This window comes from Marinobacter sp. DUT-1 (genome assembly GCF_050379415.1).
Taxonomy (GTDB): Bacteria; Pseudomonadota; Gammaproteobacteria; order Pseudomonadales; family Oleiphilaceae; genus Marinobacter.
In genome coordinates this window covers 455,910-481,074 of sequence record NZ_JBNRLS010000002.1, presented here as the reverse complement: position 1 = coordinate 481,074, position 25,165 = coordinate 455,910, and the positions used below count along the sequence as shown (strand labels likewise).

General features: G+C 58.6%; 21 protein-coding genes. 19 read left to right on the top strand and 2 right to left on the bottom strand.

From position 1 onward, the window contains the following. The first annotated feature begins 3 nt into the window (after positions 1-3). From ACQUTG_RS07855 to ACQUTG_RS07840, 4 genes are all read left to right on the top strand, one after another. On the top strand, positions 4-1,215 hold the full coding sequence (locus ACQUTG_RS07855; protein WP_428918873.1) for a patatin-like phospholipase family protein: 1,212 nt from the start codon (positions 4-6) through the stop codon (positions 1,213-1,215). A gap of 89 nt (positions 1,216-1,304) precedes the next feature. Continuing rightward, a complete protein-coding gene (gene prmB, locus ACQUTG_RS07850) occupies positions 1,305-2,207 on the top strand; it encodes a 50S ribosomal protein L3 N(5)-glutamine methyltransferase (RefSeq protein WP_428918872.1) in 903 nt (300 codons plus the stop codon). Positions 2,208-2,244: 37 nt separating this feature from the next. Then, positions 2,245-3,339 carry a chorismate synthase gene (gene aroC / locus ACQUTG_RS07845; RefSeq protein WP_428918871.1) on the top strand — a complete coding sequence of 365 codons (1,095 nt, stop codon included), beginning with the start codon at positions 2,245-2,247 and terminating at the stop codon, positions 3,337-3,339. Positions 3,340-3,513: 174 nt separating this feature from the next. Next, positions 3,514-4,656: an MFS transporter gene (locus ACQUTG_RS07840; RefSeq protein ID WP_428919256.1), complete on the top strand. Its 1,143-nt coding sequence runs from the start codon at positions 3,514-3,516 to the stop codon at positions 4,654-4,656. A gap of 9 nt (positions 4,657-4,665) precedes the next feature. Here ACQUTG_RS07840 and ACQUTG_RS07835 read toward each other — a convergent pair whose 3' ends face one another. Beyond that, the gene (locus tag ACQUTG_RS07835; protein ID WP_428918870.1) at positions 4,666-5,814 is read right to left on the bottom strand and encodes a PilT/PilU family type 4a pilus ATPase; all 1,149 of its coding nucleotides are present in this window, start codon (positions 5,812-5,814) and stop codon (positions 4,666-4,668) included. Between the two features lie 23 nt (positions 5,815-5,837). Beyond that, entirely contained in the window at positions 5,838-6,719 is an 882-nt protein-coding gene (locus tag ACQUTG_RS07830) for a LysR substrate-binding domain-containing protein (protein WP_428918869.1), read from the bottom strand. A 287-nt stretch (positions 6,720-7,006) separates the two neighbouring features. Here ACQUTG_RS07830 and leuC point away from each other — a divergent pair, with 287 nt between their 5' ends. The 15 genes from leuC (at position 7,007) to ACQUTG_RS07755 (ending at position 25,148) form a co-directional block, all read left to right on the top strand. After that, complete coding sequence (gene leuC, locus ACQUTG_RS07825; protein WP_428918868.1) at positions 7,007-8,425, top strand: 3-isopropylmalate dehydratase large subunit; 1,419 nt, start codon at positions 7,007-7,009, stop codon at positions 8,423-8,425. Positions 8,426-8,442: 17 nt separating this feature from the next. Next, positions 8,443-9,090 (top strand): 3-isopropylmalate dehydratase small subunit, encoded by a 648-nt coding sequence (leuD, locus tag ACQUTG_RS07820; protein WP_428918867.1) that lies wholly within the window; start codon positions 8,443-8,445, stop codon positions 9,088-9,090. A 30-nt stretch (positions 9,091-9,120) separates the two neighbouring features. Beyond that, a complete protein-coding gene (leuB, locus tag ACQUTG_RS07815) occupies positions 9,121-10,194 on the top strand; it encodes a 3-isopropylmalate dehydrogenase (protein WP_428918866.1) in 1,074 nt (357 codons plus the stop codon). 133 nt (positions 10,195-10,327) lie between these two features. Continuing rightward, a complete protein-coding gene (gene asd, locus ACQUTG_RS07810; protein ID WP_428918865.1) occupies positions 10,328-11,443 on the top strand; it encodes an aspartate-semialdehyde dehydrogenase in 1,116 nt (371 codons plus the stop codon). Positions 11,444-11,756: 313 nt separating this feature from the next. Beyond that, entirely contained in the window at positions 11,757-14,936 is a 3,180-nt protein-coding gene (locus tag ACQUTG_RS07805; RefSeq protein ID WP_428918864.1) for a FimV/HubP family polar landmark protein, read from the top strand. A 98-nt stretch (positions 14,937-15,034) separates the two neighbouring features. Further along, positions 15,035-15,943 (top strand): tRNA pseudouridine(38-40) synthase TruA, encoded by a 909-nt coding sequence (gene truA / locus ACQUTG_RS07800; protein WP_428918863.1) that lies wholly within the window; start codon positions 15,035-15,037, stop codon positions 15,941-15,943. Then, entirely contained in the window at positions 15,940-16,569 is a 630-nt protein-coding gene (locus ACQUTG_RS07795; RefSeq protein WP_428918862.1) for a phosphoribosylanthranilate isomerase, read from the top strand. The genes truA and ACQUTG_RS07795 overlap by 4 nt, the downstream gene beginning before the upstream one ends. Positions 16,570-16,573: 4 nt before the next feature. Next, entirely contained in the window at positions 16,574-17,770 is a 1,197-nt protein-coding gene (gene trpB / locus ACQUTG_RS07790) for a tryptophan synthase subunit beta (RefSeq protein ID WP_428919255.1), read from the top strand. A gap of 19 nt (positions 17,771-17,789) precedes the next feature. After that, positions 17,790-18,602 (top strand): tryptophan synthase subunit alpha, encoded by an 813-nt coding sequence (gene trpA, locus ACQUTG_RS07785; RefSeq protein ID WP_428918861.1) that lies wholly within the window; start codon positions 17,790-17,792, stop codon positions 18,600-18,602. Positions 18,603-18,646: 44 nt separating this feature from the next. Continuing rightward, on the top strand, positions 18,647-19,573 hold the full coding sequence (gene accD / locus ACQUTG_RS07780; RefSeq protein WP_428918860.1) for an acetyl-CoA carboxylase, carboxyltransferase subunit beta: 927 nt from the start codon (positions 18,647-18,649) through the stop codon (positions 19,571-19,573). Beyond that, positions 19,557-20,876, top strand: a complete 1,320-nt coding sequence (gene folC, locus ACQUTG_RS07775) for a bifunctional tetrahydrofolate synthase/dihydrofolate synthase (protein WP_428918859.1) — start codon at positions 19,557-19,559, stop codon at positions 20,874-20,876. Before accD ends, folC begins: the two co-directional genes overlap by 17 nt. Before the next feature lie 103 nt (positions 20,877-20,979). Further along, complete coding sequence (locus ACQUTG_RS07770) at positions 20,980-21,666, top strand: SPOR domain-containing protein (RefSeq protein ID WP_428918858.1); 687 nt, start codon at positions 20,980-20,982, stop codon at positions 21,664-21,666. A 91-nt stretch (positions 21,667-21,757) separates the two neighbouring features. Next, a complete protein-coding gene (locus ACQUTG_RS07765; RefSeq protein ID WP_428918857.1) occupies positions 21,758-22,336 on the top strand; it encodes a CvpA family protein in 579 nt (192 codons plus the stop codon). A 34-nt stretch (positions 22,337-22,370) separates the two neighbouring features. Further along, on the top strand, positions 22,371-23,894 hold the full coding sequence (gene purF / locus ACQUTG_RS07760) for an amidophosphoribosyltransferase (protein WP_428918856.1): 1,524 nt from the start codon (positions 22,371-22,373) through the stop codon (positions 23,892-23,894). A 30-nt stretch (positions 23,895-23,924) separates the two neighbouring features. Beyond that, positions 23,925-25,148, top strand: coding sequence for an O-succinylhomoserine sulfhydrylase (locus ACQUTG_RS07755; RefSeq protein WP_428918855.1), 1,224 nt, complete (start codon positions 23,925-23,927; stop codon positions 25,146-25,148). Positions 25,149-25,165 lie beyond the last annotated feature (17 nt).

The following is a 25,165-nucleotide window of genomic DNA, read 5'->3' as shown; positions in this document are numbered from 1 at the left end:
ATCATGGCCAGGGATGAGGAAAAGAACGGGGATCCCCCGGGAAAAACGGATGAAAACACTCCGCAGGATAACATTTCCAAGGTCCTGCAGAGTTCCGACGTTTCTGCGGCAGAGGCTCCGGCCAATATCCAGAAAAAGCCGCCCGGCACCAAACGTAAGCAGACCGTTGCATTAACCCTCGGTAGCGGGGGGGCACGCGGCTATGCCCACATCGGCGCCATAGAGATCCTGAATGAGCGCGGTTACGACATCATCGCAATCTCGGGTTGTTCCATGGGCGCGCTGATCGGAGGAATGTACGCCGCAGGCAAGATGAAGGACTACAAGGACTGGGTGACTGGCCTAGGCCAGTTCGATGTCCTCAAGCTGCTGGACGTTACCTTCAATTCAGTGGGCGCAATCCGTGGCGAAAAGATTTTTTCCGTGGTGCGGGATATGCTCGGTGATACCCGGATTGAAGACCTGCCACTGGCTTACACGGCGGTTGCAACCGATCTGCTGGCCCACAAGGAAGTCTGGTTTCAGGAAGGCCCGCTGGACCAGGCCATCCGAGCCTCCGTCGCCATTCCCAGTGTTGTGACGCCCCTGGTGCTGAATGGGCGCGTCCTGGTGGATGGCGCTCTGCTGAATCCGTTACCCATAATCCCGACCATCTCCGCCCATGCGGACCTGATTGTTGCGGTCAACCTCAGTGGCGAGGACGACCAGCGCCAGCGGATCCCGGACGCGGCCTTTGTCCATGATCAAGAGGCTTCGGAGATGGAAGAGTGGGTTGATGCCATCCGCGACAAGGCATCCCGCTGGTTTGACTGGGATACCATCAAGTCACTCGGATCACGGAAAGCCGACAATGGCGAAAGTCCCGAGGAGAAAATCAGCCGGGAGGTCCACAAAAAAGAAAACCACAAGGACCACGACAAAAAGCCAACCGATAAGAAACATCAGGAAGATCACGAAACCATCGACTGGGACAAGCTTGGCATAGGCAAATTCGATGTGATGAACCTGACCATCGAAACCATGCAGAGTGCGTTGGTGCAATACAAAATCGCCGGTTATCCGCCGGATCTGCTGGTCAACGTACCCAAGAATTCCTGTCGGACCTACGACTACCACAAGGCCCCCGAACTGATTCAGCTCGGGCGCGAACGCATGGCCCTGGCTCTGGATCGGTACGAGGCGAACAGGAGCAGCTCCGGCCCGTTGGCCATCTGAGCAGGATCCGGGCTGGTTTAGGCTGCAGGAGCGGGGCCAAACAGCGTATAATCCCGCGCTGACATGCGCCAGAACAGGAAATGATCCTTGTGACCAGTCCCATCGACGACCTTCAGACCGTTCGCGATTACCTTCGCTATGCCTCGACGCAGTTTGCGGCGTCGCCACTGTTTTTTGGCCACGGTACCGATAACGTCTGGGACGAGGCGGTTCAGCTGGTGATGCGCAGCCTGAACCTGCCACTGGAAAACAACACACTGTTCCTCGATGCGCGGCTCACCCGGGACGAGCGTGCCATGATTCTCGACCGAATCGAGCGGCGAGTGAACGACCGCGTCCCGCTCGCGTACCTGCTCGGCGAAGCCTGGTTCATGGGCATGCCGTTCCACGTGGACGAGCGTGTGCTGGTGCCCCGGTCGCCCATTGGCGAACTGCTGGAAAATGGTCTTCAGCCCTGGCTGGGCGATACCGAAGTCACCCGGATACTGGATCTGTGCACCGGCAGTGGCTGCATCGGCATTGGCGCAGCCATGGTGTTCGAGGATGCCGAGGTGGATCTGTCCGATATTTCCGAGGACGCCCTGGCGGTCGCGGAGTCGAATATTGATCTTCATGACGTCCGAGACCGGGTAAGCACCGTAAAGTCAGATGTGTTCGAGAACATTAGCGGTCGCTACGATGTCATTCTGAGCAACCCCCCCTACGTGGATGCCGAAGACCTCGTGGATATGCCGGACGAGTACCGCCATGAGCCGGAACTGGGTCTTGCCGCAGGGGCGGATGGTCTGGATATCGCCCACCGCATCCTGGCAAAAGCGGCAGACCACCTCACCGAAGACGGCCTGCTTATCGTGGAAGTGGGCAACAGCTGGGTGGCTCTGGATCAGGCCTATCCCGAGCTGCCGTTTACCTGGCTGGAGTTTGAAAATGGCGGTGACGGTGTGTTCCTGCTGCGGGCTGAAGACCTGCGCGCCTGGCAGGTCCGTGGTTAAACCAAATTCTCACAAGAACTGGATAAGATACTGAATCATGTCGGGAAATAGCTTTGGAAAACTATTCACAGTAACCACCTTTGGTGAAAGCCATGGGGCCGCCCTGGGCTGCATTATTGACGGCTGTCCTCCGGGCCTGGAGCTTTCGGAAGCCGACATGCAGCGGGATCTGGATCGTCGCAAGCCGGGCACCTCCCGCCATACCACCCAGCGCCGTGAGGCGGACGAGGTGAAGATCCTGTCCGGGGTGTTCGAGGGCAAGACCACCGGAACGCCCATTGGCCTGATCATCGAGAACACGGATCAGCGCTCCAAGGACTATTCCAAAATCTCTGAGCAGTTCCGCCCGGCCCATGCCGATTACACCTACATGCACAAATACGGGGTTCGCGACTATCGTGGCGGTGGCCGCTCCTCGGCCCGTGAGACCGCCATGCGTGTGGCCGCTGGCGCCGTCGCCCGCAAATTCCTGGAGCAGCGACTGGGCATCAAGATCCGCGGTTACCTTTCCCAGCTAGGCCCCATCAAGGCGGAAAAGCTGGACTGGGGTCAGGTGCACCAGAACCCGTTCTTCTGCCCGGACGCCGACAAGGTGCCGGAAATGGAAGCCTATATGGATGCGCTCCGCAAAGAGGGCGATTCCATCGGTGCCCGGATCAACGTCGTGGCTGATGGCGTGCCTCCCGGCCTTGGCGAGCCTGTTTTCGACCGCCTTGATGCGGATCTGGCCCATGCGCTGATGAGTATCAACGCGGTGAAAGGTGTGGAGATTGGCGCTGGTTTCGATTCGGTAGAGCAGAAGGGCACCGAGCACCGGGACGAGATGACGCCTGAAGGCTTTCTTTCCAATAACGCCGGCGGTGTACTGGGCGGCATTTCCTCCGGACAACCCATCGTGGCCAGCATCGCCCTGAAGCCCACGTCCAGTCTGCGCTTGCCCGGTCGTAGCATCGATGTGAACGGCAATCCGGTGGAGGTGATTACCACCGGCCGTCACGACCCCTGTGTGGGTATCCGGGCCACGCCGATTGCTGAAGCCATGATGGCCATCGTTCTGATGGATCATTACCTGCGCCATCGTGGTCAGAATGGTGATGTGGAGGTTTCTACGCCTGTGCTCGGGCAGCTTTGATCTCCCTGGTGTTTGGCTTGGGAGAAGCGGCTCCGGCCCGGCAGACCGTTCAAAAAACGCCCGTGAATACGTCCCTGTAGGGCTTGGTCGCGCCATCCATGGCGCTCCACATTTTTGAACGGTCTGCCCGGCCGAATCCGCCAAATCTCACGATAGTTCTGCAGGAGTGCTGGTATTTACTGGCGGCTTTCGAATCTTTATTTCTGGTTTTTCGCCCTTCTGGGTGGACTGCTTCCGTATTGGTCTCTGTACCTAAAGGGGCAGGGCTATACCTATCTTCAGATCGCCACGTTGATGGCGACCATCCAGCTTACTAAGATCGTAGCCCCCAGTGTCTGGGGATGGCTCGGGGACCGGAGTGGCCAGCGGGTCAGGCTGGTGAGGTTCGGTGCCATTACCGGCTCGCTGTTCTTTGCCGGCGTTTTCCTTGAGCCGGGCTTTTATGGCCTGTTGCTGGTGATGCTTGCCTTCACCTTTTTCTGGAACGCTATCCTGCCTCTGTACGAGGTGATTACGCTTCGCACTCTGGGAGCGCAGAAGGAGAAATACGGACGGGTACGGCTTTGGGGCTCGGTCGGGTTCATTGCCGCGGTCGCCGGGGTTGGCGGAATCCTCGAGATTGTTCCGGTGAGCTTCCTCCCATGGCTGTTGCTGCCCGTGTTCGCAGGTATTGCGGTATCGGCGTTTCTGGTGCCGTCAGAGCGGGGAGAGGTAAAGCCAAAGGCCCCTAAGGGCAGCCTGAAGGAGATTGTCACCCATCCAGCGGTGGTCACCTTCTTTCTGATGAACTTCCTGCTCCAGGTATCCCACGGGCCGTACTACACCTTCTTCAGTATCCATCTCGAGCAGCATGGTTATGGCAAGTTGCCCATCGGTCTGTTGTGGTCTCTGGGTGTGGTCGCTGAGATTGGGTTATTTCTGGTGATGCACCGGTTTACCCGTCGCTTCTCTGTTCGGCAGATTGCCATCGGGGCCCTGGTGCTGACCATGATTCGCTGGGCGTTGATAGCCGAGCTGACCGACGTGGTTGCAGTGCTGATCTTCGCCCAGCTTCTTCATGCCGCTTCCTATGGGGCCCTGCATGCGATTTCAGTGCAGTACATCCAGGGCTTTTTCGGCAAACACCACCATGGCCAGGGCCAGGCGCTCTACAGTGGTCTGACCTTCGGCGCAGGCGGTGCGGCCGGTGCCTGGATATCCGGGTTCCTGGTGGATGGCATCAGTACCAGTGCCGCCTTTTGGGGCGGAGCAGTGGCCATGGCACTGGCGGTGCTGATTACCTGGCGGGGCCTGAGGCCGCCGCCAGGTGACATCTGATACGGGTAACTACTCTTCCGGATCCTCGTCGTCTTCCTCGATTTTGAGCGAAAGACCACTTCCAGTCGGACCCGAGTCGGCTGAAGAGTCCGCGCCTCCCTGACCATGCAGTTTGATCTTCAGGCGCAGGTTGTTGGCAGAGTCGGCATTCTTGAGCGCTTCCTCTTCGGAAATCTTGCCTTCCTTCCATAGATTGAACAGCGCCAAGTCAAAGGTCTGCATGCCGACGTTGGCAGACTTCTCCATGATTTCCTTGATGCCTTCGATTTCACCGCGCAGGATCAGTTCGCTGATGGTGGGTGTGCCGAGCAGGATTTCGATAGCTGCGCAGCGCTTCTTGTCGATCGTTGGTACCAGCCGTTGGGAGACGAACGCGCGCAGGTTCATCGCAAGATCCATCAGCAGCTGAGGGCGCCGCTCCTCAGGGAAGAAATTGATGATACGATCCAGCGCCTGGTTGGCATTGTTGGCGTGCAACGTGGAAATACACAGGTGCCCGGTCTCGGCAAAGGCCAGGGCATGTTCCATGGTTTCGCGGTCGCGAATCTCACCGATCAGTATGACATCCGGAGCCTGGCGCAGTGTGTTCTTGAGCGCTTTCTGGAAGCTCCGGGTGTCAACGCCTACCTCGCGCTGGTTAACGATGCACTTTTTGTGGCGGTGGATGTATTCCACCGGGTCTTCGATCGTAATGATGTGGCCGGCAGAATTGCTGTTCCGGTGATCGATAAGGGCGGCGAGAGAGGTGGATTTGCCCGAACCTGTGGCACCAACGAACAGAACCAGACCCCGTTTGGTCATCACCACATCCTTGAGGATCGGCGGCAGACCAAGGTCATCGGCGTTCGGAATCTCGGTCACGATGTTCCGCGCGACGATTGAGATCTCATTACGTTGCCGGAAAATGTTGATGCGGAACCGGCCGACGTTGCGAATGCTGTATGCCAGGTTCATCTCGAGCTCCTGCTCGAACTCAGCGATCTGCTCATCGTCCATGATGGTATAGGCGATATCCTTGATCGTACCTGGCGCCATGGGAGACCGGTCGATGGGCTTGAGCGAACCATGGAATTTGGCGCAGGGCGGGGCGCCGGTACTCAGGTAAAGGTCCGAGCCATCGTGCTTGGCCAGAATCTTGAGGTAATCGTCAAAGCCCATGTCTTCTCCTGATCGTCAATGATTTACGTAGATTTGCCCGTCTCTTCTTCCCGCACGACCTTCAGCAGCGCCCTTGCCGCCTGGCTGAGCTGACGTCCGGCCAGCCCGACACCACCCAGCATGCGGTTAACGGGATAGCCGGTTTCCAGCTTGTGGACCGACTCATCCAGCATGTTCACCGGCAAAACACTCCAGCCAAGACCGACACTCGTCATCATCTTGAGCGTCTCAAGGTAATTGGTCGGTATCTGCTGGTTCAGCGGAAGATTCGCCTCCAGAAAAAGGCGACTGACAGACCGATAGGTGGCGGTAGTGGTATCCGGCAACAGAGCCGGATAATCGGCAAGATCCTCCAGTGAGGCAGAAACCTGTCCCGACAACTCATGATCCCGCCCGACCACAAACGCCATCGGATCGGACCACTGTTCATATACCACGAACTGGCTCCCCATACTGTCACTGAGTGTGACAAAGGCCAGCTCCGCGTTACGCTTCAGCATCTGCGCGTAAGCGGCATCCGACTCCATGAATTGAAGATTCAACCGAACCTCGGGGTAATCACGGGAAAAGCGCCTGAGCCAATTGGGCAGATGGTGCAGCCCGATGTGGTGCGAGGCGATAATCTCCAGCTTTCCGCTGATCTCCCCGTCATCTGCAGACAGCGCCACCCGTGCGTTATGAATCTCGTCCAGGATCTTTCTCGCATGGGGCAGCAACCTTGTTCCGGCATCCGTCAGTCTTATCTCACGGTGGCTGCGGTCAATCAGTTTGGTGCCCAGCTGGTTCTCCAGAGCCGCCAGACGCTTACTGATTGCTGGTTGGGTAAGGTGCAGAACCTCGGCGGCTTCCGAGAAGGAGCCTTGGTCGACAATGGTGAGAAACGCTCTCAGAGAATTGGAATCCATTTCCGGACATTTCCCCTTCGGTGGCACTCAAAAGTTTGGGGGCTGGTTTGATCCGGCTTTCCAAAACTGTGCGGAGCCATGGATGGCGGAGCTCAAGCGTCACATGGACGTGCCGCAAGGAGCGTGTTTTGGAAAGCCGGATCAAATCAGACCCTTCACCAAAGCTAAGATATGCCAGGAAGGAATGCAAAGAATAAAAAACATGAATTGAGGTTATGCAGCTCAGGGGAGTAACATAACCAACAATGAAGTCAAAACCAGAAACCCCCAGAGAGTGAGAGAGAACCATGGCGGGCAAGACCTTATACGACAAATTGTGGGACGACCACCTGGTCAAACAGCGGGACGACGGCTCCGCACTGATCTACATTGACCGTCAGTTGCTGCACGAAGTCACCTCACCACAAGCGTTTGAAGGCCTGCGCCTCGCTGGTCGCAAGCCGTGGCGCATCGACGCCAACATCGCCACCCCGGACCACAACGTCCCGACTACCGATCGTGACAAAGGCATCGACGGCATCGTCGACCCTGTATCCCGCACCCAGGTCGAAACCCTCGACATGAACTGCGACGAGTTCGGCATCCTCGAATTCAAGATCAAGGACCAGCGCCAGGGCATCGTCCACGTCATCGGGCCAGAGCAGGGTGCCACCTTGCCGGGCATGAGCATCGTATGTGGTGACTCCCACACCTCCACCCACGGCGCCTTCGGCTGCCTGGCCCACGGTATCGGTACCTCCGAAGTCGAACACGTACTGGCCACCCAGTGCCTGGTCCAGAAAAAGATGAGAAACATGCTGGTCAAGGTCAATGGCAAGCTTGGTCCCGGCGTGACCGGCAAAGACGTGGTCCTCGCCATTATCGGCAAGATCGGTACCGCCGGCGGTACCGGCTACGCCATCGAATTTGGCGGTGAAGCCATCCGCGGTCTCAGCATGGAAGCCCGGATGACCATCTGCAACATGTCCATCGAAGCCGGTGCCCGCGTTGGTATGGTGGCGGTGGACGACACCACCATCGACTACGTCAAAGGCCGCCCGTTCGCCCCGAAAGGCGAGACCTGGGGGAAGGCCGTGGACTACTGGCGCACCCTGCACAGCGATGACGATGCCGTGTTCGACAAGGTGGTCGAGCTGGACGGCTCCGCCATCATGCCGCAAGTAAGCTGGGGTACCTCTCCGGAAATGGTTACTGGTGTCGATGGTGCTGTGCCGGATCCAGCCCGGGAAGAAGATCCCATCAAGCGTGAAGGCATTGTCCGTGCGCTCAAGTACATGGGATTGCAGCCGAACCAGAAGATCACCGACATCCAGCTCGATCGTGTCTTTATCGGCTCCTGCACCAACAGCCGCATCGAGGATCTGCGCGAGGCCGCGGCCGTGGTCAAGGGTCGCAAGGTTGCGTCCAGCCTCAAGCAGGCCATGGTTGTGCCGGGCTCAGGCCTGGTAAAGGCGCAGGCCGAACAGGAAGGTCTGGACAAGATCTTTATCGAAGCCGGCCTGGAATGGCGCGATCCGGGTTGCTCCATGTGTCTGGCCATGAACGCCGACAAACTGGGGCAGGGCGAGCATTGTGCCTCCACCTCCAACCGGAACTTCGAGGGCCGTCAGGGCTTTGGTGGTCGTACCCACCTGGTCAGCCCGGCCATGGCCGCTGCCGCTGCGGTGACCGGCCACTTCGTTGATGTCCGTGAATTGATGCACTGAGCCACAGGAGAGAGACCATGCGAGCATTTACGCAACACCAGGGTATTGTTGCCCCCATGGACCGTTCCAATGTGGACACGGACATGATCATTCCCAAGCAGTTTCTGAAATCCATCAAGCGGACCGGTTTCGGACCGAACCTGTTTGACGAACTGCGCTACCTGGACGAGGGCAAGCCGGATCAGGATAGCTCCCAGCGCCCGATCAATCCGGACTTCGTGCTGAACCAGGATCGCTACAAGCATGCCAGCGTGCTGCTTGCCCGCAGCAACTTTGGTTGCGGCTCCAGTCGGGAGCACGCGCCCTGGGCGCTGGATGATTTCGGCTTCCGGGTCATTATTGCCCCGAGCTTTGCCGATATCTTCTATAACAACTGCTTCAAGAATGGCCTTTTACCTATTGTTTTGCCGGAAGAAGTGGTTGATCAACTGTTCCGCGAGACAGAAGAGAACGAAGGCTATCAGCTGACGGTGGACCTGGAGGCGAAAACCGTGACCACGCCCTCCGGTGAATCCTTCAGCTTCGAGGTGGATGACTTCCGCCGGCACTGCCTGCTCAACGGCCTGGATGATATCGGTGTCACCCTCGAGGACGCCGACCTGATCCGCGACTACGAAGAAAAGCGCAGGCAGACCGCCCCCTGGCTGTTCAATACCGGCAACTGATCTCGTTCACTGACTTTAAGGAAGAACTTCATGTCCAGAAATATTCTCATGCTCCCGGGTGACGGAATCGGCCCTGAAATCGTTGCCGAGGCTGAAAAGGTCCTGAACCAGGTGAATGACCAGTTTAGCCTGGGGCTGAGCTTCGAAACCGCGCTGGTCGGCGGTGCCGCCGTTGATGAGGCGGATACCCCGCTGCCCGAGGAAACCCTTGAAAAGGCGAAGGCGGCCGACGCCATCCTGCTCGGCGCGGTCGGTGGCCCCCAGTGGGACAGCCTGCCCATGGCCAAGAGGCCGGAGAAGGGCCTGCTGGGCCTGCGCTCCAATCTCCAGCTGTTTGCCAACCTGCGCCCTGCCATCCTGTATCCGCAGCTGGCGTCTGCTTCCTCGCTCAAGCCGGAAGTGGTGTCCGGTCTGGATATCATGATCGTGCGCGAGCTGACTGGCGGTATTTACTTCGGTCAGCCCCGTGGTGTGCGTGAACTCGAGAGTGGAGAGCGGCAGGGCTACAACACTTACGCCTACACCGAATCGGAAATTCGTCGCATAGGCCGGGTGGCCTTCGAGGCGGCCCAGCAGCGGGGTAAGAAGCTGTGCTCCGTGGACAAGGCCAACGTGCTGGAAGTGACTGTTCTGTGGCGGGAAATCATGGAAGATCTGAAGCGCGAATACCCAGATGTAGAGCTGTCCCACATGTACGTGGATAACGCCGCCATGCAGCTGGTACGGGCCCCCAAACAGTTCGATGTAATTGTGACTGGCAACATGTTTGGTGATATTCTTTCGGACGAAGCGGCTATGCTCACCGGTTCCATCGGCATGTTGCCGTCCGCATCGCTGAACTCCCGGAAGCAGGGAATGTACGAGCCCTGCCACGGTTCGGCGCCGGATATTGCCGGTCAGGGCATTGCCAATCCGCTGGCCACCATCCTCAGTGCTGCCATGATGTTGCGTTACAGCCTGGGTGAGGAAAACGCCGCAGAAGCCATCGAAGCGGCGGTCAGCAAGGTTCTGGACCAGGGCCTGCGCACGGCTGACATCATGTCGGAAGGCGCGCAGAGAGTGTCCACCCGGGAAATGGGTGAGGCGGTGCTCGCAGCACTCTGAGCGGGCGATCCCGGTTCAGACCGACAGAGACCCGACGGCAACAGGATGCAGTTGCCGCGGGATCATCCATCCTGTCCCTGCCAGCGATAACGGTAGCGGGCGGGCATAAATCAACGAGGTTCAAAGGTCGCACATGAAGCGAGTTGGACTTGTAGGTTGGCGTGGCATGGTGGGCTCGGTCCTCATGCAGCGCATGCGTGAAGAAAACGATTTTGCTGACATCGATCCGGTGTTCTTCTCCACCTCCCAGACCGGGAAACCGGCTCCGGATGTCGGCAAGGAAGGCGTTCCGCCACTGCAGGACGCTTTCGATATCGATACTCTCAAATCCATGGACGTCATCGTCACCTGTCAGGGGGGTGATTACACCGGTGAGGTTTACCAGAAACTGCGTGACGCAGGCTGGGCAGGTTACTGGATCGATGCCGCGTCCACTCTGCGGATGGTTGATCATTCCGTGATCGTCCTGGACCCGGTTAACCGCAACGTGATCGATGACGCCCTGGATAAGGGTGTGAAGGATTACGTTGGCGGTAACTGCACCGTCAGCCTGATGATGCTGGCCCTCGGCGGACTGCTCGAGCAGGACCTGATCGAGTGGGTGTCTCCCATGACCTATCAGGCCGCTTCCGGCTCTGGCGCCAAGCACATGCGGGAGCTGCTGAACCAGATGGGTGCGCTCAACAGCGCGGTGAAATCCGAGCTGGACGATCCTTCCTCCGCGATCCTGGAAATCGATCGCAAGGTAACCGACACCATGCGTTCCGGCGATTTCCCAACCGAGAACTTCGGTGTGCCTCTGGCGGGCAGCCTGATTCCGTTCATCGACAAGCAGCTCGATAACGGCATGAGCAAGGAAGAGTGGAAAGCGGGCGTCGAGACCAACAAGATTCTCGGTCGCAGCGACAACCCGATTCCCATCGATGGTATCTGTGTTCGTATCGGTGCCATGCGTTCCCACAGCCAGGCACTGACCATCAAGCTCAAGAAGGACCTGTCCGTTTCCGAGATTGAAGGAATTCTGGCGAAGGCCAATGACTGGGTGAAGGTCATCCCGAACGACCGGGATGCGACCATGGAAGAGCTGACGCCGGCGAAAGTGACCGGTACACTCAGCATCCCCATCGGACGAATCCGTAAGCTGGCCATGGGCCCGGAATATATCTCCGCGTTCACTGTTGGTGACCAGCTGCTGTGGGGCGCTGCAGAGCCGCTGCGGCGCATGCTCCGGATCCTTCAGGAGCGTTAAGAAGTGTTACGCAGGGGTAATTAATGCCAACTGTGTCCGGTTTCAGAAAACCGGTTGGGGGCGGAGGCTGATTTCGGCCTCCGCCCCTGTTATTTTCAGGGAACCTAGGGGGTTCCGGCTTGAAGATAAAAAAGTGGTGCAAGGATTGCAGCTGATTGATTGATAAACGAGGCTTTATCAACAATACTTGCGAAATTGAATATTAAAATCGCGACATAATAACGAAAATTATCCAGACGGAAGTCATCCAACCTCATCCGATTCTGTTTTGAAGAAAGCAGTAACGAATAACGGAGACTGGAAAGGAAAAAGCATGAAGGTACGCAAGCTTGCGGTTGCCCTGGCTCTGGCAGGAGGGCTCGGTTCCGGCGTTGCACAGGCCCTTGGGCTGGGAGAAATCGAACTTCAGTCCTATCTGAATGAGCCATTGGATGCGGAAATCGTTCTGCCCCAGAGCCGGGGAGTGAGCCCTGGCGATGTTCTGGTCAATATTGCTTCGGACACCGCCTATGAGCGTGTGGGGCTGGATCGCAACCAGTTTCTCAGCAAGCTCCGTTTTGAGGTTGTGACCGGCACAGACGGTAATCTCGTGGTCAATGTCTCCTCCCGGGAACCGCTGCGCGAACCGTACCTGAATTTCCTGCTGGAGCTGACCTGGCCGAACGGACGGCTGATGCGTGAATACGCGGTGCTGGTTGATCCGCCCGTGTACGCCGAAGATTCCGGCGTCCGTGAACAGGTAGCTGCCCCCAGCTCCACCACGCGTACCTCCGAGCCTGCCGCTCAACCGACCCGCAGCAGCGAATCCATCCGGCGCCAGGCCGAGGCGGAAAGTTCGCTCGGTCGTGGTTATTCTGCAGATACCTTTGGCCCTACCGGTCCCTCAGATACGCTCTGGACGATCGCCTCGCGGGTCCGTCCCGATAACAGCGTGTCCATGCAACAGGTGATGCTGGCCATCCAGGATCTGAATCCGGATGCTTTCATCGGTGGCAACATCAACCGGCTCAAGCGCGGTGAAGTCTTACGGGTACCCACCAGGGACCAGATCCAGACTCGTACCCGGGCTGAAGCCACGCGCATCGTCAGCCAGCAGAATCAGGAATTCCAGTCTCCCCAACGCACAGTCGATGCCACCCCGACTCCCCAACAGACGCAGCCAACCGAGCAGGCTGCAACGGCTGGTGGAGACGCCGAGCTGAAGCTCCTGGTAGCCGAGGAAAGTGACTCCCGGGATACCGCCGACGGTGGTTCCGCCGGCGGTGACAGCGACCTGCCCGGCGGTGTGGATGCCGGCGAGGCCATTGCCATGGAAGAGCTGGAGAGTGCACGACGTGAAAATGCGGAACTGAACAGCCGCGTTGACGACCTGCAGGATCAGGTCGAGACCCTGCAGCGTCTGCTTGAGCTCAAGAACAGTCAGCTCGCGGAAATGCAGCAGATGGCCGGAGAGGGCGACGCTGAAGCGGTAGCGGGCGAAGCCGGAGCGCCTGGTGAGGGTGAGGCAGCTGCAACAGCGTCTGCTGAGGATGCCGCGGAACCCGGATCTGAAGAAACAGGCGCGGACGAGATGTCCGAAACTGTAGCTTCTGCGACCGGGTCCGATTCAGCCGCTGGTGAAGGGGAGCAGGGCGTAGCCGGGGCCGAGACAGACATGGCGGCTGACGAAGACGTTGCTGCAGAGGGTTTTGATGATGCGGCCCAGGCAGCCGGTGCAGCGGGTCAAGCCGCAGCAGACCAGGCCGAAGCCGACGCGACGAGCAGCAGTGCGGAGTCCGCAGATGCAACAGTCGCAGATGATGCCGCCGCGGCTGGCGGCCAGGAGCCTGAAGAAGAGGCAGCAGCTGCCCCGTCGCAACAGCAGACCCAGTCCGCCCAGCAGCCGCCGGCTCCGCAAAAAGCATTCCCCGGCAACATCATTGACATGATCGTCAACAATCCGATGTACCAGATCGCATTGGGCGGCGGCCTGATTCTCCTGCTCCTGCTCCTGCTTCTGTTGGCACGCCGGAATGCCAATCGTGAAAAAGAGTTCTATGACGAGCTCAACGCAGATTCCGAGGGCGAGTCCGATTCTTTCGAAGTTGACCTTGGTGAGGATGAAGCCAAGGCTCCCGAAGCTGCTGATGCGCTGGCTGAGGCCGACCGCTATGTTGCTTACGGTCAGACTGATCAGGCGGTACAGACCCTGGAAACCGCGATTTCCCGGGAACCGAGCCGTACCGATCTGCGCCTGAAGTTGTTGGCTCTTTATGCCGATAACCAGGACCGCCAGGGCTTCGAAAAACAGTTCGGTGAGATCGAAGCCTTCGAAGACGAGGACGCGCTGGCCGAGGCCAATGCCCTCCGCAGTCGTCTCGAGGAGGCGGAGTCAGTGCCCAGCATTGATGACCTGGAGTCACAGCTTCGTTCCGATTCATTCGGCACAGCTGAAGAAGATGCATCCGCCGAGACGTCTTCGGAGGCAGAAGTATCCGACGAACTGCTGGCAGACCAGTACGATGCGTCAAAGGAAGAGCAGGTTGAAAACGAGTTCGGTGACTTTGATACCGAATTCGCTGAATTCGATTTGAGTGATGTCGAGCAGGCCGAGGAAAAATCCGAAGATGCAGCGGATACGGAGTCCGAAGCTGCTGAAAATCGGGACGATACGATCGAGTTCGATCTGTCCTCCCTTGAGACGGAAGATGAAGGCGAGCCGGAAGCGAAGAACGAAGAGACTGATTTCTCGTCTCTTGAAATGGATCTGGAAGAGCCTGCCGAAGAGTCAAAGGAAGGCCAGAGTGATGAGTTCTCCCTGGAGCCGGAGGACGAGCCCGGTAAGCCGGCAGATGCGGAAGGCGAGGAAATGGAATCTGAGCTCAGCGGTCTGGACGAGTCGTTCCTGGATGAGCTGGATGCTGAACTCGACAAGGTCGCAGGCGAGGACGAGCTTGGCGGTGATGAGATTGAAGAGTCCTCACTGGATGATCTGGAGCTGGATGTCTCTGACGAGGATCTCGCCTTGATGGAGGAGTTCTCCGATTCCGCTGATACCACCAATCACCGTGAGGAGGAGCCTGCATCCCTCGACGAGGAGCTGGGTCTTGAAGACACCCTTGGCGAAGGCGACGTGATGGGAGAGGGCGAGGAGCCCAGCCCTGAACAGGAAGTTGCCGAGACCGAGGAGTTGGAGGATCTGGGTACCCTGGAGAACCTGGCGGAACAGGAAGCGCCTGCCGCTGACGAAGCTGCTGAAGAGGAGATTCCAGTGGCAAACGAGAAAACAGATCGGCCTGCACCTGTCGATATCGATGAGTCCGAGCTTGGCGAAGACGACGACTTCGACTTCCTGGCTGGCACCGATGAAGCAGCGACCAAGCTGGACCTGGCTCGCGCTTACATCGAGATGGGTGATAGCGATGGTGCCCGCGACATCCTGGAGGAAGTCGCACTGGAGGGTGATGACGCCCAGAAGGCAGAGGCGCAGGATCTCCTTAAAAATCTGTCCTGATCCGTTATAATCAAGCCTTCTGGTGACGAGCGCCGGCCCCGGTTTACGGGATACAGCCGGCGCTTTGTTTTTAAAGCAAGACCTTTTCGGACTTCCCCTTGTTCCTCGAAGCACAGCAACTGACCACAGACAACGCAATTGGTGACGGCCGGGTGGTCCTGGCCTTTGAATACGATGGCCGGAGTTTTCATGGCTGGCAGATGCAGAAATCCGGAGTGCGGTCGGTTGAAGGGGAGCTTTCCAGAGCAGTCGCCAAGGTAGCCGACCACCCGGTAGACCTGGTTTGTGCCGGTCGTACCGATGCGGGTGTTCATGCCAGTTACCAGATTGTCCATTTCGAGACGCCGTCGATCCGCAATCTGCGCTCATGGGTGATGGGAATCAACACGGCGCTTCCGGAGGATATCTCGGTCCATTGGGCGGGTCAGGGCGCGGACGATTTCCACGCACGGTTCTCGGCGGTCTATCGCCGTTACCGTTATGTGATCTACAACCACGCGGTTCGCCCGGGAATCCTGAGGGGCCAGGTCAGCTGGACCTTCCGTCCCCTGGATGAAGTCAGGATGCATGAGGCTGCCCAGGCGCTGGTTGGCGAGCATGATTTTTCATCTTTCCGGGCTGCCGGTTGCCAGTCCCTCACGCCTGTTCGCTTTCTTGAGAGAATTTCGGTAACCCGCAAGGGCGATTTCGTCGTAATAGATGTTCAGGCTAACGCTTTCCTGCACCACATGGTTCGCAACATAGCCGGGGCCCTGATGGCGGTCGGCAATGGCAAGGAATCTGTGGACTGGATTGCCGCGATACTGAATGAGCGGGATCGGACCGTGGGCGGCGTAACCGCACCTCCGGACGGGCTTTACCTGGTGGATGTGGGTTATCCTGCAGGTTACGGAATACCGAGGGCCGAATGTGGCCCGGGTTTTGTCCGCCCCTGGTTTCCGCTGGACGACAATCACCCGATTGAACCGACCCATATTCATCCCAAAAAGCCGATGCCGAAGCTATGAGCACAAGAGTTAAGATTTGTGGCCTGACCCGCCCCGAGGATGTGTCGGCAGCTATCAGTTGTGGCGCGGATGCCCTCGGGTTCGTGTTCTATGAACCCAGTCCGCGCTCCGTTTCCCCCGGGCACGCCGCAGCGCTGATTCGTGACATCCCGCCCTTTGTGCAAGCGGTCGGATTGTTTGTGAATCCGGAGCCCGAATTTGTCGCGCAGGTATTGTCCGAGGTGCCGCTGGATCTGCTCCAGTTCCATGGCGATGAAACGCCCGAGTTCTGTCGCAGTTTTGGCAGGCGCTGGATCAAGGCCATCCGGGTCCGCGAGGAAGGGCAGATCGAGACCGCTTTTCAGGATTACCGGGACGCCGCCGGCTTGCTGGTGGATGCCTGGGATCCGGATAAATACGGGGGCACCGGGCAGTCCTTCAACTGGCAGCTGATCCCTGAAAGCCGCCCCATGCCACTTGTATTGGCCGGTGGGTTATCATCTGATAACGTATCCCGCGCCGTAACACAGGTGAAACCCTGGGCCGTGGATGTCAGTGGCGGCGTCGAACGCAGCAAAGGCATCAAGGACATCCAGAAAATTTCCGACTTCATTAAAGAGGTTCACCGTGTCTGTAAAACTGACTGAAGAAATGCTGAGCGCGCTTCCCGATGCACGGGGTCACTTCGGTGCCTACGGCGGACGGTTTGTTTCTGAAACCCTGATGGACTCCCTGATGACTCTGGAAAAGGAATACCTTCGGATGAAGAAGGATCCCGAGTTCCAGGCCAAATTTGACGCGGATCTGGCGGATTACGTCGGTCGCCCGAGCCCGCTTTACTTCGCCGAGCGGTTGACACGGGAGACCGGCGGGGCTCAGATCTGGCTCAAGCGGGAAGATCTGAACCATACCGGCGCTCACAAGGTGAACAACACCATCGGTCAGGCGCTTCTGGCCAGTTTCCTTGGCAAGAAGCGGATTATTGCCGAGACCGGTGCAGGCCAGCACGGTGTCGCCACTGCCACGGTATGTGCACGGCTGGGCCTGGAATGCCACGTGTTCATGGGCGCGGAAGATGTTCAGCGGCAGTCCCTGAATGTGTATCGCATGAAGCTCCTGGGTGCCCAGGTCCACGCGGTTGAAGGCGGCACCCGGACCCTGAAAGACGCCATGAACGACGCCATGCGCGACTGGGTTTCCCATGTGGACGACACCTTCTACATCATTGGCACCGTGGCTGGCCCCCATCCTTATCCGCTTCTGGTACGGGATTTCCAGTCGGTGATCGGTCGTGAAACCCGCCGGCAGGCACTGGAGAAAACCGGTAAGCTGCCCGATGCGCTTGTTGCCTGTGTGGGTGGTGGATCGAACGCCATCGGCATGTTCTATCCGTTCCTCGGGGATGAGAATGTGGAGATGTATGGCGTTGAGGCCGGTGGCCTGGGTATCGAGACCGGCCAGCACGCCGCACCCCTGTGTGCCGGACGCCCGGGTGTATTGCATGGCAACCGCACCTACCTGATGGAAGACGAGAACGGCCAGATTGCCGGCACCCATTCCGTCAGCGCGGGCCTGGACTATCCGGGAGTCGGGCCTGAGCATGCATGGCTCAAGGATATCGGCCGCGCCAACTACGTGTCGGTGACCGACAACGAGGCCCTGGACGGCTTCCGTATGCTGACCCGGGTAGAGGGCATCATGCCGGCACTGGAGACTGCCCACGCGGTGGCCTACGGCGTGAAGAAGGCCGCGGAAATGGACAAGGACCAGATGCTGGTCATCAACATTTCCGGCCGGGGTGACAAAGACATTCACACCATCGCCCAACTTGATGGTATCGAGATTTGATGAAAGGACGGAAACTGGCATGAGCCGAATTCAAGGGGTAATGAAGGCCCTGAAGGAACAGGATCGGAAAGCGTTGATTCCCTATATCACGGCCGGTGATCCCCACCCGGATGTGACGGTGGATCTGATGCATACGCTGGTCAGTGCCGGCGCGGATATCATCGAGCTTGGTGTGCCGTTCTCCGACCCGATGGCGGATGGCCCGGTCATCCAGCTTGCCTGCGAACGGTCGCTCAAGCATGGAACCTCGTTGCGCCAGGTCATTGGCATGGTTAAAGAGTTCCGCAAGCAGGATGACAAGACCCCGGTGGTCCTGATGGGCTATCTCAACCCCATGGAAGCCATGGGTTACGAAGCTTTCGCCGAGGCGGCAGCGGATGCCGGCGTCGATGGTATTCTCACCGTTGATCTGCCGCCGGAAGAGGCGGATGACGTCGCGCCGCTGTTCACCAGCCGCAACCTGGACGCGATTTTCCTGCTGGCACCGACCACGATTGATGAACGGATCCGGGCTATTGCCGAGCACTCTTCCGGCTATGTGTACTATGTTTCATTCAAGGGTGTGACCGGTGCGGCTAAAATCAACGTCGACGAAGTGGCCGCCAAGGTCGCCCATATTCACGAGATGACGGCCTTGCCGGTCGGAGTCGGGTTTGGAATTCGTGACGCGGAAACAGCCGCTGCCGTTGGTCGGGTATCCGATGGTGTAATTGTTGGCAGTGTGCTGGTCGATACAATAGCCAGAAATCAGGCAGATACGGAAGAGCTCAAACGGGCCCTGACGGATCTGCTCCACCCGATGCGCGAAGCACTGGACAGCCTGGCCTCCTGACCGGAGGCCGTGGGCAGGCAGGCCTCACAGGACAGGATTGAATCATGAGTAACTGGCTGGACAAAATCATGCCGAGCAAGATCCGCTCGGAATCCAAGCAGAGAACCGGGGTCCCCGAGGGGCTCTGGAAGAAGTGCCCCAAGTGTGGAGCCTTTCTCTACAAGCCGGAACTTGAGAAGAATCTGGAAGTTTGCCCCAAATGTAACCATCACTTGCGGGTGAGCGCCCGTCGTCGACTGGACATCTTCCTCGACGAAGACGGCCGTGAGGAAATCGCAGCAGATCTGGAACCCTGGGATCGCCTCAAGTTCAAGGACAGCAAGCGGTACAAGGATCGCCTCTCCCAGGCCCAGAAGGGCACCGGTGAGAAAGACGCGCTGATCGCCATGAAGGGCACGACCCTGGGGGTTCCCCTGGTGGCCTGCTCCTTCGAGTTCAACTTCCTGGGCGGCTCCATGGGCCAGGTTGTAGGTGAGAAGTTCGTGCAGGCGGCCAACGTTGCCTTACGGGATCGGATTCCGCTGGTGTGTTTCTCCGCCAGTGGTGGTGCCCGGATGCAGGAAGCGATTCTGTCGCTGATGCAGATGTCCAAGACCGCCGCCGTGCTTGAACGGATGAAACAGGAAGGCATTCCCTACATTTCCGTGATGACCGATCCGGTATTCGGTGGAGTATCCGCGAGTCTGGCCATGCTGGGGGATCTCAACATTGCCGAGCCCAATGCGCTGATCGGTTTCGCCGGCCCGCGGGTGATCGAGCAGACGGTCCGTGAAAAGCTGCCGGAAGGCTTCCAGCGCAGTGAATTCCTGCTTGAGCACGGTGCCATCGACATGATTCTCCATCGCCACCAGCTGCGGGAGCGTTGCGCACACCTGCTCGCCAAGTTCACTGCGGATGAGAAGCCCGGTACCGAAGAGCCCATCGAGTTCGAAGTGTCCGAAAAGCCCGAAAACGATGCCGCCGAGCAGTAACACCAATGGCAAGCCCCCGGCCGCGCCGGGGGCCAATGCCTCGCCCGATCAGTGGCTTTCCTACCTGGAATCCATCCATCCCTCCGAAATAGATCTGGGTCTTGACCGGGTCCTGCTGGTTTTGCGCCGGCTGTTGCCCCGCAAACCCCGGGGCCGGATCATCACCGTCGCAGGCACCAATGGTAAGGGCAGTTCTGTCGCTGCCATCGATGCCCTGTTGCGCTCCGCCGGCCGCACAACCGGGGCTTATACCTCTCCGCACCTGCATCGCTACAACGAACGTGTCCGCATCGATGGCTCGGAGATCAGCGATGAGGCTCTGGTGCGCGCGTTCGAGGCAGTAGAACAGGCGAGGGGCAATACCACGCTGACCTATTTCGAATTTGGTACCCTGGCGGCGTTTGTGGCTTTTGCCGAGGCGGGAGTCCAGGATTGGGTGCTTGAGGTTGGTCTTGGTGGCCGGCTGGACGCGGTCAACGTACTCGATGCGGACTTTGCCATCATCACTTCTGTGGATATCGATCACGTAGCTTTCCTTGGTAATGACCGTGAAGTGATCGGTTTTGAAAAGGCCGGGATCCTACGGCCGGGCATTCCGGCGGTGTACGCTGATGAGGACGCCCCCAGATCGGTGTTGCAGCAGGTTTCGGCGCAAAAGGTATCGCTGGATCTGTTCGGTCGGGACTACCTGATCCGGCTGCCCGAAGACGGCGCTACCGGCGATTCCGCCAAGGTCCACCTGGAATACCGGGGCGAGACGATCCGTTTTCCCGCTGGCCCTCTGCCAGTGAAGAGTGTGGCGGCGGCTGTGGTGGCCATCCGGAAGCTGGAGCCGGAACTGAGCATCGCGCAGATTGAAACCACCCTTATGGGCCTGTCGGTCCCCGGTCGGTTCGAGCAACTTTCAGACAGCCCTCTGACCCTGGTGGACGTGGGCCACAACCCCCATGCGGCAACCTGGCTTGCCGACAGGTTGGCGTCCATGCGTCACGTAGACCAGCGGGTGGTTGCCGTCTATGGGGCCCTCGGCGACAAGGATGTGGAAGGTGTTGCCTCGGCCATGGCATCGGTGGTAGATGAGTGGTTCCTCGCACCGCTGGAGGTTCCCAGAGGGCTTGATGCCGTGACTCTGAGCGAGCGAGTGCGGCGCGCTGGCGTTACCGGGCTTAAGCAGTGTGAGTCAGTAGCGGCGGCCATTGCCGCAGCCAGGGAATCCGCCGGCCGGGATGGACTCGTGATTGTATTCGGGTCTTTCTTTACCGTTGCCGAAGCCCGTGATGCCCTTCAGGGCGACAGAGCTTAAACTTTGTCCATGGCGGGGGTTCCGGCTTTGAGTTATCGGAAACAGCCGTTTAGTATCGGCGATAGCAGTAAACTGTACAGGAACGGTTAACGGGAGTGGTAGCGTGGACGGACTGAAACAAAGGATCATCGGGGCACTGGTTCTCGTGTCCCTGGCGGTTATCTTTGTGCCGATGATTTTCGATGAGCCTCATTCCGAGCGCACCTCCACGCCCATCCAGATTCCGGAAGAGCCGCCGTTCCCGGAAGTGAACGCCCCGTCGGAAGAGATTCCGGAGCCTCCCGTTTATGAAATCGAGGAGTCGGTCGCACCTGAAGCAACTTCGCAGGTTGGGCAGCCCGCACAAACGATGCCCGCCGAGACCGAACAGTCGGCTGGTTACCGGGTAATCGAGGATGAGGAGGCCGTTTCGGAGTCACAGCCGGCAGCAGATAACAGCGTAGACAACGCTGCCGTCAGCGCTGGTACCGATCAGCAGGCCGATGACACGGCTGAGTCGCAGCCGGCCGCGTCCGGAGAGTCGGAGAAGGCTGAGTATACCCGCTCCCTTGAAGGCGCCTGGGTGGTGCAGCTGGGCAGTTTCGGTAATCCCGATAATGCCCGCAGGCTCAGGGACCAGGTGCGGGAGAAGGGCTACGGATCCCATCTTCAGGAGCTGACCCGCGGCGATACTGCCCTGACGCGGGTGTTCAGCGGGCCCTTTGCCAGTAAATCCGAAGCCGAAGCCGCCAAACGGGTGCTGGACGATGCGTTCAACCTGAACAGTCTGGTCACCGAGGGTGATAAATAACGTGTTGACCCCGGATTATGAGCGTCGTGCAGTTTGGTGGCGCTGCGATTCCTGATAGAATTCGCGCTTTCTTTTCTCTGCCGGGTTTTTCATGGAATCGCTGATCTGGATTGACTGGGTCATAATTGTCCTCATTGCGGTTTCCACGCTGATCAGTCTCAAGCGTGGATTCGTCAAGGAAGCCCTGTCACTGGTTACCTGGATTGCAGCTTTCATCCTGGCCAGGACTTTCCACCCGCAGATGCAATCCCTCTTGGAGAGCACCGTCGAGACGCCTCTGGTGCGCCTGATTGCGGCGTTTGCCATCCTGTTCTTTGGTACTCTGATTGTCGGAGCCATCATCAATAACATGATCGGCCATCTCGTTCGTGTCACCGGACTGTCGGCAACGGACCGGGTGCTCGGCATGGGCTTCGGCCTGCTCAGGGGTTTGGTCGTGGTGATTGTCGGGATTGCCTTCACCCGTTACACCCCGCTGGCTCAGGACACCTGGTGGCGGGAATCCGTGATGATCGACAGGCTTGCCGTGGTAGAGGACTGGTCACGGCGCACCTTCGGCGATGAATTCGCCCGTTTTCTGGAGCCAGCGGGGGAGGGCGAGGCCCGACCAGAAGCTCCGGAGGCAAGTCAGGGAAAAGAAGACGTGGAACCCAGGTCCGCGTCCCGTTAACATTCAGTATTAACACTCGGAGAAGATCCTATCCATGTGTGGCATTGTCGGCATCGTCAGTACTTCCAACGTCAATCAGTCGCTCTATGATGCGCTGACTGTACTTCAGCACCGGGGCCAGGACGCGGCGGGCATTGTTACCTTTCAGGACGAACGTTTTTATCTGCGCAAGGACAACGGCCTGGTGCGGGATGTCTTCCACACCCGTCACATGCGTCGTCTTGTGGGTAATGTCGGGATCGGCCACGTGCGCTATCCCACCGCCGGTACCTCAAGTTCTGCCGAAGCCCAGCCGTTCTACGTCAACAGTCCTTACGGCATCACCCTGGCGCACAATGGCAACCTGACCAACGCCGATGAGCTGGCGAGGGATCTCTTCCGCACTGACCTTCGCCATATCAATACCAACTCCGATTCGGAAGTACTGCTCAACGTGTTCGCCCATGAGCTGCAGAAGCTGGGCAAGCTGACGCCGACGAAAGACGAGATATTCTACGCGGTGAAGGCGGTGCACAAGCGCTGCCGTGGCGCCTATGCGGTGATTGCCATGATTACCGGTTACGGAATTATCGGTTTCCGTGACCCGAACGGGATCCGTCCCGCCTGTTACGGGGTGCGCGAGACCGAGGATGGCGGCAAGGAATACATGATTGCCTCCGAGAGCGTGGCGCTGAGTGCCGCCGGCTTCAAGCTGGTCCGGGATATCGCGCCGGGTGAGGCGGTCTATATCGAGACCGATGGCACCCTCTACACCCAGCAGTGTGCGGATGAGGCCCACCTGTACCCCTGTATTTTCGAGCACGTCTATTTTGCCCGCCCTGACTCCATCATCGACAAGGTCTCCGTCTACAAGGCCCGGTTGCGTATGGGCGAGACCCTGGCGGAAAAGGTTATGCGCGAGCGGCCGGATCATGACATTGACGTGGTCATCCCGATCCCGGATACCAGCCGGACCTCGGCGATGCAAATGGCTCACCGGCTGGGCGTCAAGTTCCGTGAAGGGTTCATCAAGAACCGCTACATCGGCCGGACCTTCATCATGCCGGGCCAGAAGATGCGGAAGAAATCCGTTCGCCAGAAGCTGAACCCGATCGATCTGGAGTTCCGTGGCAAGAACGTGATGCTGGTGGACGATTCCATCGTCCGCGGCACCACCTGCAAGGAAATCGTCCAGATGGCCCGGGATGCCGGCGCGAAGAACGTCTATTTTGCCTCCGCGGCGCCCCCCGTGCGTTATCCGAATGTGTACGGCATCGATATGCCGTCCGCCAGTGAGTTGATCGCCCATGACCGCACCATCGAGGAGATCCGGGAGTTGATCGGCGCCGACTGGTTGCTGTATCAGGATCTGGAGGACCTTATTACCTGCGTCAGCGATGTGAATGACCAGATTGAAGGCTGGGAATGTTCGGTCTTTACCGGAAACTACGTCACCGGTGACGTCGACCGGGCCTACCTGGACAAGCTTGAGGACCTCCGAAAGGATGAATCACGCAGCACGTCCGGTGGCGACTCGTCCGACAACGGTATTATCGATCTTCACAACGATGAAGACTGATTGTCCGGGAACCCAGGCCAGGAGACGCCCATGACCTTTCGCAGAGAAGAAACCGTCCAGATTCCGGAATCGGATCTCGAGGGTATGTCCGTGGACACCCTGGCCGTGAGGGCAGGGCAGATCCGTACCGATCAGCTGGAGCACAGTGACGCGATCTTTCCCACCTCAAGCTTCGTCTATGGCAGTGCCGCCCAGGCAGCGGCGCGGTTTGGCGGCGACGAACCGGGAAATATCTATTCCCGGTTCACCAATCCGACCGTCCAGGCTTTCGAGGGTCGCATTGCAGCCATGGAAGGTGGCGAGCGTGCCGTGGCCACGGCTTCCGGCATGGCGGCGATTCTGAGCACCTGCATTTCGTTGCTCAAGAGCGGGGATCACGTCATCTGTTCCAGAGGTGTTTTCGGAACCACCAACGTTCTGTTCCAGAAGTACCTTGCCCGGTTCGGGGTGGAGACCACCTTTGTCAGCCTGACCAATTACGAGGAATGGCAGCAGGCCATTCGTCCTGAAACCCGCATGCTGTTCCTCGAAACCCCGTCCAACCCCTTGTGCGAAGTGGCGGACCTCGAGGAATTATCCAGGCTCGCCCGGGCCAGTGATGCGCTTCTGGTGGTGGATAACTGTTTCTGCACTCCCATTCTTCAGCGGCCGCTGGAGCATGGTGCGGACATCGTCATCCATTCTGCTACCAAATACCTCGATGGTCAGGGCCGTTGTGTCGGGGGCGTCGTGGTTGGTTCAGAGAAGCTGATGGAAGAGGTTTACGGCTTTCTCCGTTCCGCGGGCCCGACCATGAGCCCGTTCAATGCCTGGGTTTTCCATAAGGGTCTGGAAACGTTACCAATCCGTATGCGCGCCCATTGCGACAATGCGTTAGAGTTGGCATTGTGGCTGGAGCAGCAAAATGCAGTGGAATCCGTGTATTACGCGGGTCTGCAGAGCCATCCCCAGCATGAGTTGGCAAAGAAGCAGCAAAAAGGCTTCGGCGGGGTACTTTCGTTCCGCGTCAAAGGTGGTCGCGAAGAGGCCTGGCGTTTTATCGACGCCACGCGGATGATCTCCATTACCGCCAACCTGGGGGATGTGAAGACAACCATTACCCATCCGGCAACCACGACTCATGGCCGCTTGTCGCCCGAGGACAAGGATCACGCAGGTATTACCGAGAACCTGATCCGATTGTCGGTCGGCATTGAGGACGTCGAGGATCTGAAAACAGATCTGATACGAGGCTTCGACGCCCTGGGCAGTTAAAGTAACGGACACGTCAG